Here is a 16,258-nt window from a genome sequence, read left to right as displayed (position 1 = left end):
CTCAGTTGAGCGTCTGTGCGACCTCGCGGGCGAGCACGTCGTTGCGTACCGCGTCGAGGAGCTCGTCGGGCTCGGGCTTGAGGTAGAAGTGATCGCCGGCGAAGACGCGCAGGCTGAACGACCCCGTCGTCACGTCGCGCCAGCGGGCGATCTCGTCGAGGTCGACCTCGGGATCGGCGTCGCCGGTCACCGCCGCGATCGGGCAGTGCAGCACGACGTCCGGATCGTGCTCGTAGGTCTCGTTGACCGCGAAGTCGGCCCGCAGCGTCGGCGCGAAGAGCTCGAGCAGGGTGGGGTCGGCCAGGACCTCCGGCGGGGTGCCGTTGAGGGTGCGCAGGCCGGCGAGGAAGTCCGCCTCCGGCAGGTCGTGGAGCGGGTCGCGCCGTGCCGGCAGGTGGGGCGCGCGCCGGCCGCTCACGACGAGGCAGCGCAGGACGATGCCGTGCTCGCGTTCGAGGCGCCGGGCGAACTCGTACCCGACCGCCGCGCCCAGACTGTGCCCGAACACCGCGACGTCGCGATCGGCGAACGGCCGCAGCGCGGGGACCAGCTCGTCGAGCAGCGCGTCCATCCGGTCGATGGCGCTCTCGCGCAGCCGGCTCTCCCGACCCGGCAGATGCACGGCGCACACGTCGATCTCGGGCGCGAGCGCGTCGCGCCACGGCCGGAAGAAGCTCGGCCCGCCGCCGGCGTGGGCGAAGCAGAACAGCCGGACCTGCGCCGAGTCGTCGCGTTCGCCGGCGAGCCACTGCGTCACTGTTCCTCCTCCGCCGCGCGGATCACGACGTGCGCGTACGAGCCGGTCGCGCCGAGCCCGTTGACGAGTGCACGACGCGGCCGACCCCCGTCGGGCCAGGGCCGGGCGTCCCCGGTCGCGAGCCGCAGCACGTCCTCGTCCCACTCGACCAGGGGGTTGTCGGCCGCGGCCGCGAGGGTCGGCGCGATCCGGGCGTGCGTCAGCTGGAGCAGCACCTTGGTCAGCTGCGACAGCCCACTGGCCGCCTCGAGGTGGCCGAGGTTGGGCTTGACCGTCCCGACGACGACCGGGGTCTCCCGCCCCGCGAACACCGCGGTCAACGCGGCGAGCTCCGCGGCGTCGGCGATCGTCGCACCGGCCGCGGCGCACTCGACGTAGTCGATGTCGGCGGCGGAGAGCCCCGCGGCACGCAGACCGTCGCGCAGGCACTGTTCGAGGCCGTCGGCCCGGGGCGCGCCGAACCGCTGCGCGCGGCCGGCGTGGCCGAGCCAGGACGCCTCGATCACGGCGTGCACCGGATCGCCGGCGTCGCGCGCATCGCTGTCCCGGCGCAGCATCATCGCGCCGACGCCCTCGCCCACGGTCCAGCCGGTGGCGGTCCCGTCGAAGGCGCGGGTCGGGGTGTCGCCGAGCAGCTCGAGACCGGCGAGCAGACCGACGTGGTACGGGTGGGTGATCACGTTGGACGCGGCGACCACCGCGAGGTCGCACTCACCGTCCTGCAGGCTCCGCCGCGCGAGATGCACCGCGGTCAGCGACGACGAGCAGGACGTGTTCACCGCGAGGCTCGGGCCCTGCAGGCCGAAGACGTGCGAGATCCGGTTGGCGAGGTCGGCCGCGATGCCCGACCGCACGGCCGGTTCGCCGTCGCGCCAACCCTGGGCGCCGGTCGCGTGGTGGTCGGGCCACATCGTCGCGACGAACACGCCGACCCGGCCGGCCTTGCCCAGCCGCTCGGCTCGCAGCCCGGCGTCCTCGGCGCAGCGCCGGACGGCGTCGAGCAGCGGCCCGAGCTGCGGGTCCAGCGTGCGGGCCTCTGCCGGCGCGATGCCGTAGCGCACGAGGTCCTCGTCGTCGCCGAGGTCGTCGAGGTAACCCCCGGGCGGCGCGTCCCCGAGGTGCTGCCGACGTGCCACGGGGACGTCACCGAAGGCGGTCCCACCGCTGCTGAGCAGCCCCCACAGCCCGTCCAGGTCGGCACAACCGGGGTAGCGGCCGGCGACGGCGGTGACGACGACCGGCGCCGTGTTCGCGGACGTCGTGGTCGCGGGCTCCGGACGCGGCGGCGATGCGGTGGCGCGGCCGCCGAGGAACGCGTGCAGGAAGCGGTGACCGGCGCCGAGGTCCAACGCGGCGGCCAGGGGGTCGACGGCGACGGTGCCGACCGGACACAGCCCGAGCCCGACGTCGGACTGCCCGTCCAGCAGCAACTGCCCCATGTAGCCCGCCTCGACGTCGAGGAACAGGTCGGCGTCGGGCCCGTACAGCGGCTCGATGCCGTGCCGCTGGCCGATCAGGAACAGCTGGAACGCGGCCCGGTCGAAGATCTCGCGGTTGTAGAAGAAGTGCATCGTGCGCGGGACGTCGGCGTCCTCACCCACCTGCTCGAGGCGGTGGTCGTCGGCGCGGTAGTAGTACACGCCCGCGGCCAACCCGTCGACGCGCTCCGGGCGGACGTGGACGTAGGTCTGGACGGCGTAGGTGTTGCCCCCGGACGGGTAGTGGAACCGCGGCCGCGTGCGGTCCTCGCGCGGCGCGAGCAGCGCCAGCAGCGCGGCCAGGTCCGCGAGCGGGACCGGTGCGTCCTCGAACTCGCGGTGCACCGCGTGCCGCTCGTACGGCACGCCGCCGTGCGGGTGCGGCAGGTCGACGATCGCGGTGTCCGCGGCGGGCACCGGGCGCACGTTCCAGTGCTCGGCGTGGAACTTCTCGCGCTGCTCGTCGTCGAGGAGGTCGACCTCGCCGGGCCCCGCTTCCCGGTCGATGTCGGGTCGTGCTGCGGGTGCGGGAGGCGCTGCCGGTGCGGGAGGCGCTGCCGGTGCGGGAGGCGCTGCCGGTGCGGGAGGCGGGGTCGTCGCGGCCGGGTCGGGCAGGCCGGCGAGCTGTGCCACGGCGGTGGCGATGCCACCGACCGTCGGGTCCGCGAGCAGCGTGGCGACGGGGACGCGCCGGCCGTAGCGCTTCTTCAGCGCCGCCGACACCCGGACCATCGTGAACGAGGTCGCGCCCTGGTCCCACAGGTCGGCGTCCTCGTCGATCGCGCCCACGCCGATCTCCTCGGCGAACAGCGCGGCGACCTCGGCGGGCAGCCCCGCCGCGGTGGCGACGTCGTCCGCGGTGCCGACCTCCGTCACGGCAACGGCCTCCTCCCCGGCGGCACCGTCGTCCGCGGCACCGTCGACCGCCGCGGCGTCGTCGACCTCCGCTGCGTCGTCGACCTCCGCTGCGTCGTCGACCGCCGCGGCGTCGTCGTCCTCCGCTGGGTCGTCGACCTCCGCTGCGCCGTCTATGGGCGCGGGCTCCGCGGCGGCACCCGGCTCGGGCAGCGCGTCACGGTCGAGCTTGCCGTTGGCGGTCGCCGGGAACTCGGCCACCGCGACCACGTGACTGGGCACCATGTAGTCCGGCAGGGTCAGCGCGGCGTGCCGGCGCAGCGCCGCCGGATCGATCGAGTCGCAGGCCGCCTGGACGTATGCGACGAGCACCTTGTCCCCGCGCGGGTCGTCGCGAGCCAGGACGACCACGTCGTGCACGTCGCCGTGCTCGCGCAGCCGGTGCTCGATCTCGCCGAGCTCGACGCGGAAGCCGCGGATCTTGACCTGGTGGTCGCGCCGGCCCAGGAAGACGATCGTGCCGTCCGGCTGGTGGGTCGCGCGGTCGCCGGTGTCGTACATGCGCTCGTCACCGTCGTGGAACGGGTCGCGGACGAACCGCTCCGCGGTGAGCTCGGGGCGGTTGACGTACCCCGAGCTCAGGCACGGTCCGGCGATGAACAGGTCGCCCTCGACGCCCGGCGGACACGGCGTGCCCGCGTCGTCGAGGACGTAGTACCGCGCGTTGTCGATGGGACGGCCGTACGGGATCGAGCGCCACTGCGGATCCTGGGCCACGACGGGGAAGTAGTTCGACCACACGGTCGCCTCGGTCGCCCCACCCAGGCTGATCAGCTGCGTCGTCGGGAACGCCGCGCGCAGCTGCGCGGGCAGCGTCAACGGGATCGTGTCGCCGCTGAGGAAGACGAGGCGGAGGGCGCGGGCGCGCTCGGACGGCTCCTCGAACAGCGGCGCCAGCTGGTTGAGCGTCGTCGGCGCGGAGTTCCAGAAGGTGATCTGCTCCGCCAGCACGACGTCGAGCAGCAATCCGGGGTCGGCCTGCTGCTCGCCGTCGGCGACGTAGACGGCCGCGCCGTGGCCGAGCAGACCCAGCAGGTCGAAGACCGACAGGTCGAAGCCGAGCGACGTGACGCAGAGGCCGAGATCGTCCGGCCCGAACCGGAACAGCCGCTGCGCCCACCGGAACAGGTTGTGCAGCGGGCGATGCGTGACCGCGACGCCCTTGGGGCGCCCGGTGCTGCCGGAGGTGTAGATGATGTAGGCGAGGTCGTCGACGCCCTGCACGGCGACAGGGTTCTCGTCCGTGCCCGACGTCGCCAGCTCGTCGGCCGCGACCGTCGGCAGTTCGCCCGGCGGCTCCCAGCCACGGTCCCCGGCCGTCACCAGCGCGGCCGCGCCGGAGTCGGTGATCATGTCCAGCGCCCGCTCCGCCGGCAGGCCGGGGTCGACGGGGAGGTAGGCCCCGCCTGCCTTGAGCACGCCGTACACCGCCGCGACCATGGCGGGCCCGCGGACGGCGCTGACGGCGACGACCGGCCGGTCCGGCAACCGGAGCTCGCCGAGCCGGTGCGCGATCGCGTTGGCCCACCGGTTGAGCTCGCCGTAGCTCAGCTGGCCGCCTCGCCAGCGCACTGCGGCCGCGTCGGGGCTCGTCGCGGCGTGTGCCTCGAACAGCAGGTGCACCGGGCCGTCGGCCGGGAAGGGCCGCTCGGTGTCGTTCCACGCGCGCAGCATGGTGTCGATCTCGGCCGCGTTCGGCCGGCCGGCCGGGTCGGCGGCGTGACCCCCGTGCGCCGTGAGCACCTCCTGGTAACGCGCGAACAGCTCGTCCGGCGTGCCGTCGGGGAAGTGGGCGTCGACGCAGTCCCACCAGACGTGCAGCTCGTCGGTCCCGGTGTCCATCGCGATGCAGTCCAGCGACACGTCCGGTGTGCAGGTCAGCCACTCGCGGAGCCGGACCCCGGCCGGCCAGGGTCGGTCGGCGAGTTCGAGCAACCCGGTGTGCACGACCGGGTAGCCGGCCCCGGCGGCCTCCGGCGAGGTGAGGACGCGACGCCGGAGGGCGGCGAGACCGCTCGCCGCGTCGGCGACCGCGTCGTCGTCCACCGCGCGCTGCAGCCCGGCCGCGGCCGCGGCCGGGTCGTCGCACTCGGAGACCAGCCAGCTGAGCGCGGTGTGCTCACCCGGTCGTCGACCCTCCGTGCCGGCGGTCCACCGCACGAGCGTCGTCGCGAACCGTTCGTCGTGCACCGAGCCCAGCGCGGCGTTCAGAGCGGCGACGAGCGCCGCGTCGACGGACACGCCGGTCGCCTCGATGCGCTCACGCGTCGCGCGCCAGCCGCCGATCGTCGCGGCGCGCCGCACCCGGGTCGGGTCGGCGCCCGGTTCGCGCCGGAGTCGCGGTCCGGCCGGCAGGTCGGCCACCCGCCGGGCCCAGTGTTCGCGCGCCGCGGCGGGGTCGGCCGTGACGGGGTCGGCCGCGGTGGGCTCCGGCCGGTCGGCAACATCGTCGGGGACGTCCTGGGCGGGGTCGGCGTAGCGCTGCATCAGCTCGCGGGCGACGAGGTGGGTGCTGCGGCCGTCGAGGAGCAGCAGGTCGAGGGTCAGGTGGACGAGCGCGGGGCGCCCCGAGCGCACCGTCACGCGCAGGTCGGACTGCGGCGCGGAGTCGAGCGGGAACGCGTGCGACACCAGCGAGCGGGCCAGGTCCTGCTCGTAGCGGTCGCACTCATCGGTCACGTCGACGACCGGCACGACCCACGCGGGCGGCCCGGCGCCGAGCACGACCAGCTCGCCGTCGGTGACCGCGACCGACCGCAGCGCCTCGTGCCGGTGCAGCATCGCCGACCACGCGGCGCCGAGCCGTTCGGCGTCGAGGTCGTCCACCTCGATCGCCTGGTAGACCTGGCAGCCGTCCCACGCGACCGGCCCCCCGGCGCGGGCCACGTGATACGCCTGCTGCAGCTCGTTCAGCTCGCGGGTCTCACCGTCGACGATCGCGGCCAGCGCGAGCAGGTTGACGAAGCGGGCGAACAGCAGCTGCGCCGTCCCGGTCGGCATGAGCGTCGGCGCGACGTCCCAGTGCACGTGCAGGCCGCCACGCGACACCGCCACCTGGCAGTCGATCGCCACCCCGGACGTCTGGCACGCGCTGTAGGTGACCGCGTCGCCGAAGCTGCCGGCCGGAACCGAGCGCGCGCCGTCGAGCAGGCTGGTGAACACGACCGGTAGCGGCACGCTGCCGGCCGTGCGGGCCTCGCGCATCGCCTCCAGCGCGGACACCGACGTGTGGTCGAGGTCGGCCCACAGCCGGTCGTGCAGGGTCCGCGCGGCGTCGTCGACGCCGCGCTCGACAGCGTCGTCCACCACGACCACCGCCGTCGACGTGAACGGCGCGACGACGTCCGCGGCGCCCCCTGGCAGCCGGTCGCGCTGGTTCGTGGTGAGGACGACGGAGAAGGTGGGTGCGGCGTCCTGCTCGTCGCAGTGGCGGCGCAACGCGTCGGCGAACACCGCGAGGAGGAGCGCGCTGGCCGACACCTCCAGCGCGTCGGCGCGCTGCCGCAGCGCGGCCCACTGCCGCTCGTCCAGGGTGGCGTCGAGGGTCGTCCGCGGCTCACCGGCGGCGGTGTCGGTGTCGCTGTCGGTGTCGCTGTCGGTGTCGCTGTCGGTGTCGCTGCCGGTGTCGAGGTGGGCAAGGACGGGCGGCCCGGCGGGCAGGTCCGTCAGGCGCTCGGTCCAGTGCCGCAGGTCGGCCTCGCGCGTGGCCGTGCCCGCCTCGGCCAGCCAGCCGAGGCAGTCCCGCGGCCGCAGCCGGGGGACCGTGACGGCGAGCTCGGGGTCCGCATAGTGCCGCCACCAGCGCTCGAGCAGGCAGTCGAGCCCGGCCCCGTCGGTCACCAGCGCGTCGATGCTGAGGTGGACGAGGTCCCCGCCGCTCACCTCGATCGCGAACAGCGGCCACCGCTGTGCGTCGTGCACCCGGTGCGACAGCCGGGAGCGCACGTCGGCCGGGTCGTCGTGTTCGGCGATCTCCCAGTCGGGGACGGACTCGAGCACCCGCTGCCGCTGGTCGTCGGTGACGACCGTGCGCAGCATGTCCTGCTCCGCGATCACGTTCGCCCATGCCGCGCGCAGCCGGGCGACGTCGAGGTCGGCGACCGCGAACTCGCGGTACAGGTGGCAGCCGATCGGGTCGCTGCCCAGGCCGGGGTCCTTGCCGAGCAGGTAGGCCTGCTGCATCGGGGTCAGGTCGAACGGCTCGAACCGCATCGCGGGGTCGTGCTCGGGCTCGCCGAGGCCTGCCCCGTCGGCGGCGCGGTCGCGGCCGGCCACCAGCTCGGCGAGCGCGTCCACGTCGGCGCACCCGGCCAGCTCGGTCATCGAGACCGCGACGCAGTGTCGACGCTGCAGCTCGAGTCGCAGCCGGGCCGCCGCGACGGAGTCGAGTCCGCACTCGCGCAGCGATCTCCCGGCGACGGGCTCGTGGCCGAGGACGTCGCCGAGCAGCGCCGTGACCGAGCGTCCGACATCGGCGGCCGGCGCGTCGTGCGCCGAGGCGGTCGCCGTCATCGTCCGGCTCCCACGACGGTCCGGGCGAGGAACTCGTCGAGGGTGGCGAGCATGCCGGGGTCGCCGCGGAAGAGCGAGATGTGGTCCCCGGACTCGTTCACCACGAGCGTCGCCGCGGCGAGTCGTCGCGCGACCTCCCGCGAGCCCTGGGGATGCGCGGTGTCGTCCGTGGCGCTGGTGACGACCAGCGTCGGCTGTGCGATGTCGCGCAGGGTCGCGGTCAGGTCGCAGTGCATGATCGCGCTGTTGAGCCGGCAGTACCGCAGGAACAGCTCCGCAGTGAGGTAGGGGTAGAGGACGAGCGGCGCGAGGTCGGCGGGCACCGTGCCGAGCATCGACTGGCACACCACCTCGTGCATGCTCTCGGCCTGGTCGGGCGCGGCGACCGCCATGTCCATCAGCCCGAGCAGGTTGCGCTGGTGATCGGTCTTCGGCGCGGCGTCGCCGAGGTCGAAGTCGCCGTGCCAGAGGCTCAGCGAGCTCACCCGTTCCGGCTCGGCCGCGGCGCAGCGCGCGGCCACGACCGCCCCGCCGCACAGCCCGACGAGGTGGACGCCGTGCAGGTCGAGTGCGGCGAGGACAGCGCGGGCATCGGCGACCTGCGCGTCGACGTCGGTGTCACCGCGGAAGCCGTCGAGGTCGCCGAACATCCCGCGGCTCTCCCACAGCACGACGCGCCGGCCGACCGCGAGGTGCCGCAGCCAGGGCTCGGCGAGCCGGGCCGGCATGCCGCACGCGGAGGAGAGGACGACAGCGGGCGCGTCGGGGTCCCCGGCGACCCAGGCCGTGACCTCGGCCCCGCCGTCGACGGGGACGGCGACCCGCTCGCACCACGACGCGAGGTCGGCCGCGGCGCAGCGTGCCGCCTGCGCCGCCACCGCGTCCGAGTCGGCCGGGATGCGCGCGAGCGCGGCCGCGAGGCCGCCCAGCGCGATGCGGTCCGACACCACGCCGTGGAACACACCGTCACCATCATCGTCACCGTCACCGTCCCCCGCGGCGGCGAGCTGCGGCAGGCCGAGCGCGGCGGCGACGCGGTTGGCGACCGGCAGCGGATCGGCGGCACCGCCGGTCGCGACACCGCCGGTCGCGACACGCACGGGCGCGTCCAACCGCTCGATCATCGGACGACAGGCGAGGAGCGCCTCGCTCAGGTCCGCGATCGCCTGCCGGCTCTCGAGGTCGACCACGACGTCGTCACCGGGTGGTGAACGGTCGGCCTCGCGTGGTCTGCGTGGCGAGCGTGTTGTGGCCGAAGGAGTCGGTGCCCGAGACCAGGACGGCGCCGTAGCGGTCGAGGCTCACCTTGCCGCCGTACTCCTCGATCTCGGTCGTGTCGGGGTAGACCCGCACCGCGGTCGGGACGTAGCGGCCGGCGAAGCCGAGTCGCATCTGCTCGGTGCTGCCGTCGTGCGGCAGCGAGGCGTGCATGAGCGTCGACCAGAACATGATCGCCTCGCCCGGCCGCATGACCATCGCCGCGGCCTGCGACTCATCCGGCTCCCAGTCCGGATCCTTCTGCAGCTGGCGGTAGTCGTAGCCGAAGAAGCCCCGTTGGACACCGCCCTTGGCGACGGAGTTGATGGTGTCCGGCGAGTACTCCATCCGCTTGGTCTCGTCGTACATCATCTCCTCCTGCGTCCCCGGGATGAACTGCAGGCAGCCGGTGTGCTCGTTGGACTCGGTGAACGCGGTCCAGACGGTGATGGTGCCGCCGTACCCGTTGGTCTCCTCGGGCCACAGGATCTGCGGCGTGCCGGAGGCGTTGGCGAAGGTGTCCGCCTGGTGCCAGTCGGTGCCCTCGTCCCCGGGGTACTTCGGGAAGAACTCGGTGCGCCAGCAGAGCACGTCCGGGCCGAGCACGCTGTTGACCCGGTCGACGATCTCGGGCCGGCTGATGTGATCGGCCAGGAAGTCCATGTCGAGGTGCCGGTCGTAGTTGGCGATGTTGGTGTTGCCGTCGAGCGCTGCGCTGTCCGGGTAGGCGGCGTGGCTGCGGTCGAGCATCGCCAGCCGCTCCCGGTTCCAGGTCGCGACCATCTCCTCGACCTCGTAGACCTGGAACGGGCCGAAGAAGCCGTTCTTGCGAAAGCTGGCCATCTCCTCGTCCGAGAGCGCGAACTCGCCCTTGGTCACGGTGTTCGTCATCGGTGTTCTCCCTCTGCTCGAGCTGCTGGGTCAGGCGTCGGCGGCGGCCGCCGCCGCCTTCGTCAGGCGCACGACGGTCGCCTCGCCGTCGACCTCGCTGCCGTTCAGCGAGAGCTGCCATCGGTTGTTGATCTCGGCGATGACGCGGACGTAGGCCAGCGAGGTCGCGCCCTGCTGGAACAGGTCACCGTCGGGGTCGATCTCGTCGCGCTGCAACACGTCCCGGACGATGCCGGTGATGTCGTCGACGGTCGGTCCTGCGTTCGTGGTCGTCATGTCACTCCGCTCCTGTGCGTCATCGGATCGCCGCGACGCGGCGCTGCACGGTGGTCTCGATCCCGGTGCCGTCGCCGGTCCCCGCCGCCAGCGCGGTCCGGTCGACCTTGCCCTGCGCCGTCAGCGGGATCCGCTCGACCGGGAGGTAGTCCGACGGGCGCAGGTGGGCGGGCAGGTGGGCCCGGGCGTGCTCGCGCAGCACCGCCGGGAGGTCGTCCGCCGCGCCGTCGACGGCCTGGACGTACGCGACCAGGCGCACGTCGCCGGCGCCGTAGTCCTTCCCGCTCACCACGGCCGCGGCGAGCCCCGGATGCCTCAGCAGTGCGGCCTCCACCTCGAACGGCTCGATGCGGAATCCGCGCACCTTCAGCTGGTCGTCGAGGCGCCCCTGGTGCACGAGCTCGCCGTCGTCGACGACCCCGAGGTCGCCGGAGCGGTAGGCCCGATCGCCGCCGTCGTCGACGAACCGCGCCGCGGTGAGCTCGGGGCGGTTCAGGTAGCCCGTCGCCACCCCGGCGCCGGCCACCCAGATCTCACCGGGCTCGCCGTCGGGCACGACCGTGCCGTCGGCGTCGCGGATCGTCACGGTGAGGTCGGGGATCGGCATGCCGATCGGGCTGCGGTCGGGGCGCGCGAGGTCGGCGAGCCGCACGTGCCGGTAGGTCACGTGCACCGTCGTCTCGGTGATGCCGTACATGTTGACCAGCCGCGGTTCCTCGTCGCCGAAGGCGGCGAACCAGTCGCCGAGCAGGGCGACGTCGAGCCGCTCCCCGCCGAACACGACGGTGCGCAGCGCGAGGTCGCGGCCGCGGTCGCAGCCGACGGCGGCGAGCAGCCGGAAGGCCGACGGTGTCTGGTTCAGCACGGTCACCCGTTCGTCGCGCAGCAGTTCCAGCAGCAGCAGCGGGTTCGCGACGGTCTCGGCCGACACGACGACCAGCCGGCCGCCGTGCAGCAGCGCACCCCAGATCTCCCAGACCGAGAAGTCGAAGCTCGGCGAGTGGAACAGCGTCCACACGTCGGTCTCGTCGAAGCCGAACCAGTGGGCCGTGCTGTCGAAGAGCCGCACGACGTTGCGATGGCTGACCAGCACGCCCTTGGGTCGACCGGTCGAGCCGGACGTGTAGATGACGTACGCGGTCACGTCGGGGTCGCTGGGCAGCGTGGGCGCGGCGGCGGCGCCGTCGGCCGACGCGACGTCGACCTGCCGCACCCTGCCGGGCGCCAGCGCGGCGCGACCCGGCCCGTCGGTGACCGCGACCTCGATCCCGCTGTCCTGGACGAGGAGGTCGATGCGCTCGGGTGGGTAGTCGGGGTCGACGGGGACGTACGCCGCCCCCGCGAGGACGATGCCGACCATCCCGACGAGCAGCCCGATCCCTCGTTCGCACACCAGGCCGACCCGATCGCCCGGGCGGACGCCGAGGCCGGCGAGGGTCGCGGCCACGGCCTCGGCCGCGGCGAGCAGATCGCCGTGCGTGACGGTCTCACTGCCGCACGTCACCGCGGGGCGCCCGGCGTGCTCGCGGGCCACGGCGCGGTAGCGCTCGTGCAGCGTCGGCTCGGCTCGCATCACGGGGTCCTGTCGTTCGGCCGCGACGGTGGTCGCGTGCTCCGAACGTAGGAAGCGCGCCCGTGCGGGCGCCGCTCAGTGTTGAGCAGAGGACGACGCGGACCCGGTGAGTTCGCCGAGACGCGTGGCGAGCAGGTCGGCGGTGGCGGTCATCAGCCGGTCGGCGACGACGGCGACGTCGCGCGCGTGCCAGTCCTCGAGGTCGGTGCCGGCGACCCAGCGGTTGAACGTCCCCATGGCCGGCCCGCAGTGCACCTGGAAGTCCACCCGCTCGTCCTCGTCGCCGTCGAGCGCTATCGCGGTGGAGTGGTGGAAGTACGAGCGGAACGCCCACGCCATCCGGCGGCGAGGGTCGGCGTCGGCCCGCTCGAGCTCGTCGGGATGCCGCTGCCGGAGGTACTCGCGGGTCTCGGCCCACACCTCGGCGAACGGCCGGCCGAAGCAGTCCTTCTCGATCGACGCCCGCAGTCTCGGCTCGACGTCCTCCCAGCGCGCGGCCTGCCGGTACGCCTGGACGAGCCGTTGCGCGCGCACGGGGAACAGCGTCCCCTTGCGGGCCACCTGCACCTGCGCCCCCAGCTCGAAGACGTCACCGGCCGGCGCGTACGTCGTGTCCTGCACGTCCAGCGTCGCCAGCAGGTCCTTCACCTCGTCCGACGTGCCGGCCTGCGGGGTGCACTGGTTGATCGAACCGGTGAGCACGAAGTCGGCGCCGAGCACGAACACCGCGGCGAGCGCCTCGGGTGAGCCCAACCCGCCGGCCGCGCCGACCCGGACCGGGACGTCGTAGCCGTGCCGGCTCACCAGCTCGTCGCGCAACTGGATCAGCGCCGGCAGCAGCGCGAGGGCGATGCCCTGGTCGGTGTGGCCGGCGGAGTCGGACTCGACGCAGATCTCCTGAGACATCGGCAGTGTGCGGGCAATCGCCGCCTCGTCCTCGGTCAACCCACCGGCCGCGACGAGCGCCGCGAGGATCTTGTCCGGCGGTGGGTCGAGGAACGCCGTCGCGACCTCCGGTCTGGAAACCTTGGCCAGGATCCGGTGCGGCGCGACGCCGTCGCGGGCGCCGGTGAACCGCCACCGCACGAGCGGCGGCGTGACATGGGGATAGGCGGCCGCCTCGACGAAGCGCACCCCCCGCCGCAGGTACAGGTCGACGAGCTCGTTCTCGAGGGTCGGGTTGTCGAGCGTGCAGAGCAGGTTGACGCCGTACGTCCCGTCGGCACCCAGGGCCCGCTGGATCGTCGTGAGCGCGGCGTCGACGTCGTCGACGGGCAGGCCGCCGGACCCGAAGAAGCCGAGCAGACCGGCCCTGCCCATCGCCGCGACGAGATCGGTGGAGGCGATGCCGTGATACATCGAGCCCGCGACGTAGGCGGTGCGAACGCCGTAGTCGTGCCGGAAACCGCTCGAGCCCAGGGACCCCGCGGTGATGGCGAGCCCGTCCCGGCGGGTCGCACCGTCGTCGTGCGCGGCGCCGGCCGGCCGGGTCGCCACCGACGTCGTGCGCTGCGCGGAGCGCCACAGGCTGGTGAGCACGGTGCCCGGCCCGAGCTCGACGGTCTCGGTCACGCCGTGGTCGACGAGGTAGGCCATCGACTCGCTCCACCGCACCGACGAGTCGATCTGGTCGGCCAGCAGCCGCACGATGCCGTCCGCCTCGTACGGTCTCGCCGTCACGTTCGCGATCACGGGTGTCGCGGGCGGCGCGAAGTCCACCTCGGCGAGGACCTTCTCGAACTCGCGCGCCGCGTCGGTCATCAGGCGGGAATGGAACGCGCCGCTGACGGGCAGGGGCATGACACGGCCGAGGTCGCGGGCGGTGACGAGCTCGAGCGCGGCGTCGAGGGGCCCGTCGGCGCCGGACAGCACGACCTGGTCGGCGCTGTTGTGGTTGGCGACGTCGACGTCGCAGCCCGCGTCGGCGAGCAGCCGCACCAGCTCGTCGGGCTCGACGCCGACCACCGCGGCCATCCCGCCGCCGGCCGCGCGGGCCATCAGCGCCCCCCGGCGCTGCACCAGCCGGACGCCGGTCGCGAAGTCGATGCACCCGGCCGCGAACAGCGCCGCGTACTCGCCGAGACTGTGCCCGGCCACGAAGGCCGGCGCATCGTGGCGCGCGCGCCACTCCAGCCACGACAGCGCGTCGACGGCGAAGATCGCGGGCTGGGCGACCTCGGTGTCACGCAGCCGGCCGGCCGGGTCGTCGCGGCACGTGGCCACGAGCGACCAGCCGAGGATCTCGTCGGCCTGCGCGACCAGCTCCGGGTGCCGCGCGAACAGCTCCACCCCCATCCCCTCGTGCTGGGAGCCCTGGCCGGGGAACAGGCACGCGGTGGTCATGGCCGCGGTCAGCTCCTCTTCTTCGGGGAACTGCGGTCCTCCATCTCCCAGGCGTGGTCGGTGGCGTGCCAGGCGATGCGGCGAGCGGTGTACGCGACCGGCCAGCCCTTCCCGACGGGCTTCTTGCCGTTCGAGCGGTTGCCGATGACGTCGAGGATGTCCTCGCGCATCGCCTTGATCGCCTTGGCGTCGTCGAAGTCCGGCGCCTTGTGCTTGACCCCGACCTTGCGCGCGTAGGCGGCCTCGGTGCTGACGAGGTGGTCGAGCATCTTGTCGCGGTCCCGGCCGCCGCCACGTGGTCCCTTGCGCAACGCCGACGGGGACTTCTTCGCCTGCTTGTCGACCGCCCGCCAGCACGCGCGGACGAGCGCGGCGGTGCGTTCCGCGTCGGCCTGGGTCACCCGCTTGCCGTCCGCGTCGACGAAGGCCGCCGGCGCGCCGAACTCGGTGGTGGCGTTGCCCTTGACCTTCTCGACGACGGTGAAGGTGGGCTCGCCCTCCGGGATCGAGTAGTCCGTCGAGCGGATGACCTTGCGGTAGCGGGGTGCGTACTCGGCCAGGGCCGCCAGCGCCTCGTCGCCGGTCTTGCCCGAACGTGCCCACCCGGGCCAGTCGAGGGCGACGGCGAACGTCTTCTTGTCCGCGACCTCCAGGTAGACCTTGATCCGCTTTCCCGCCATGAGCGCTCCTCAGCTCCTCACTCGTCCGTACTGCTCGCGCAGCACCTGCTTGTGCACCTTGCCCGTCACGCCGCGGGGCAGTCGATCGACGACGTGCACGCGCGCAGGCAGGTCGGCCGGTGCCAGCCGATCGGCCAGGAACGCGAGCAGATCCTCGCCGTGGACGTCGCCCTCGGTCTCGACCGCCGCCTCGGCGAGCTGCCCGCGGTCGTGGTCGGGAACGGCGAACACGGCCGCCGCCCGCACCCCCGGGTGCCACATCAGCGCGTTCTCGACCTGCGCCGACGAGATCCGCCGGCCGTCGCTGACGATCGACTCCGCGACCCGGTCGACGAAGCGCAGGGTGCCGTCCGGGTCGAGGACGCCGAGGTCGCCCATGCGGACCCAGCCGTCCCCGGCGAAGACCCCGGCCGTGCGCTCGTCCACGTCGAGGTAGAAGCGGCGGGGTGCCTCGCTGCGCAACGCGATCTCGCCGATCGTGCCGGCCGCTACCGGCTCCCCGGCGTCGTCGACGATGCGCACCTCGGTGCCGCCCCCGGCCGCACCGAGCGACTCGTAGCCCGCGGTGCGGAAGCGCTCGACGTCGCCGTCGTCTCCGAACGCGGGCTCCGCGCGACGGGCGAACGCCGGCGCCGACTCGGTCGACCCGTAGCCGATCATGATGCTCGCGGTGGGGATCGCCTGCGACAGGGCGGCGACGATCGAATCGGGCACCGCCGACGAGCCGAACATCAGGGCGCGCAGGCTGGTCAGGTCGTAGCGGTCGGTGGCGCCGGAGTGCACCAGCTCGGCCGCGGCCGCGGGGGGCAGGATCGCGTGCTGGATCCCGTCCCGCGCCACGGCGGCCGCGATCGCGTCGGGGTCGATCGAGCGCAGGACGTGCGCCCGCGAGCCGGTGGTCAGTGCGACGACGAGCGCGCTGTGGCCGGCGTTCGTCCCGGGCGGCACCGCGCACAGGATGCTCTCGATGCCGCCGAAGAGCTCGCCGCTGCTGTCGCGACCGAAGGTGAGGTTGCCGTGCGTGACCGCGACCCGTTTCGCGGGCCCGGTGGTGCCCGAGGTGTGGACGATCTCGGCGATGCGATCGGTGCCGTCGCCGGCCGCCGGATCCGGCAGGTCGGGCAGGTCGTCGCTCCCGGCACGGTCGGCGGTCAGCTCGTCGATGCCCCACCAGGGCCGGTCCGGGTCGTCGCGACCGGCCACCCCGGCCGAGCGCAGCACCGCCGCGGCGTCGCAATCGGCCGCGAGCCGGTCGACGGTGTCCGCGCCGAGCCGATCGGTGAAGCCGATCCCGACGCCACCGACGAGATAGACGGCGAGATTCGCGACCGCGTACTCGATCCACGCGCCCGGGTCGATCACCAGGGCGATGCGGTCACCGCGCCGCAGCCCGCGGGCGACCAGGACCCGCGCGAGGTGCTCGGCCCGTTCGAGCCACTCGCCGAGGGTCAGCTCGGTGCCGTCGTCGACCACAAGCGCCCGGTGCTCGGGCTGGTCGGTCGCGCGCTGCCGCACGAGGTGGACGATCGACGTGGACGCGGCGACTGCGGTCATGCTGGCTCCGATCCGGTCGTGC

Annotated in this window: 9 protein-coding genes; all 9 read right to left on the bottom strand. The window is 73.8% G+C overall.

Annotated elements, in window-relative coordinates:
* Window position 1 precedes the first annotated feature (1 nt).
* On the bottom strand, window positions 2-757 hold the full coding sequence (locus BUE29_RS08730; protein ID WP_073388676.1) for a thioesterase II family protein: 756 nt from the start codon (window positions 755-757) through the stop codon (window positions 2-4).
* The gene (locus tag BUE29_RS08725; RefSeq protein ID WP_073388672.1) at window positions 754-7,662 is read right to left on the bottom strand and encodes a non-ribosomal peptide synthetase; all 6,909 of its coding nucleotides are present in this window, start codon (window positions 7,660-7,662) and stop codon (window positions 754-756) included. The genes BUE29_RS08730 and BUE29_RS08725 overlap by 4 nt, the downstream gene beginning before the upstream one ends.
* Window positions 7,659-8,852 carry an alpha/beta fold hydrolase gene (locus BUE29_RS08720; protein WP_073388661.1) on the bottom strand — a complete coding sequence of 398 codons (1,194 nt, stop codon included), beginning with the start codon at window positions 8,850-8,852 and terminating at the stop codon, window positions 7,659-7,661. Before BUE29_RS08720 ends, BUE29_RS08725 begins: the two co-directional genes overlap by 4 nt.
* Before the next feature lie 7 nt (window positions 8,853-8,859).
* Entirely contained in the window at window positions 8,860-9,810 is a 951-nt protein-coding gene (locus BUE29_RS08715) for a chlorinating enzyme (RefSeq protein WP_073388658.1), read from the bottom strand.
* Window positions 9,811-9,840: 30 nt separating this feature from the next.
* The gene (locus BUE29_RS21945; protein ID WP_143168077.1) at window positions 9,841-10,086 is read right to left on the bottom strand and encodes an acyl carrier protein; all 246 of its coding nucleotides are present in this window, start codon (window positions 10,084-10,086) and stop codon (window positions 9,841-9,843) included.
* Between the two features lie 19 nt (window positions 10,087-10,105).
* Entirely contained in the window at window positions 10,106-11,659 is a 1,554-nt protein-coding gene (locus BUE29_RS08710) for an amino acid adenylation domain-containing protein (RefSeq protein ID WP_143168076.1), read from the bottom strand.
* Window positions 11,660-11,734: 75 nt separating this feature from the next.
* Window positions 11,735-14,002, bottom strand: a complete 2,268-nt coding sequence (gene fabD / locus BUE29_RS08705; protein ID WP_073388656.1) for an ACP S-malonyltransferase — start codon at window positions 14,000-14,002, stop codon at window positions 11,735-11,737.
* A gap of 8 nt (window positions 14,003-14,010) precedes the next feature.
* Window positions 14,011-14,682, bottom strand: coding sequence for a hypothetical protein (locus BUE29_RS08700; RefSeq protein WP_073388654.1), 672 nt, complete (start codon window positions 14,680-14,682; stop codon window positions 14,011-14,013).
* A gap of 9 nt (window positions 14,683-14,691) precedes the next feature.
* A complete protein-coding gene (locus BUE29_RS08695; RefSeq protein ID WP_073388651.1) occupies window positions 14,692-16,236 on the bottom strand; it encodes a class I adenylate-forming enzyme family protein in 1,545 nt (514 codons plus the stop codon).
* Between the last annotated feature and the right edge of the window lie 22 nt (window positions 16,237-16,258).

Source organism: Jatrophihabitans endophyticus (assembly GCF_900129455.1).
Taxonomy (GTDB): Bacteria; Actinomycetota; Actinomycetes; order Mycobacteriales; family Jatrophihabitantaceae; genus Jatrophihabitans; species Jatrophihabitans endophyticus.
This window is presented reverse-complemented; position numbering and strand designations above follow the sequence as displayed.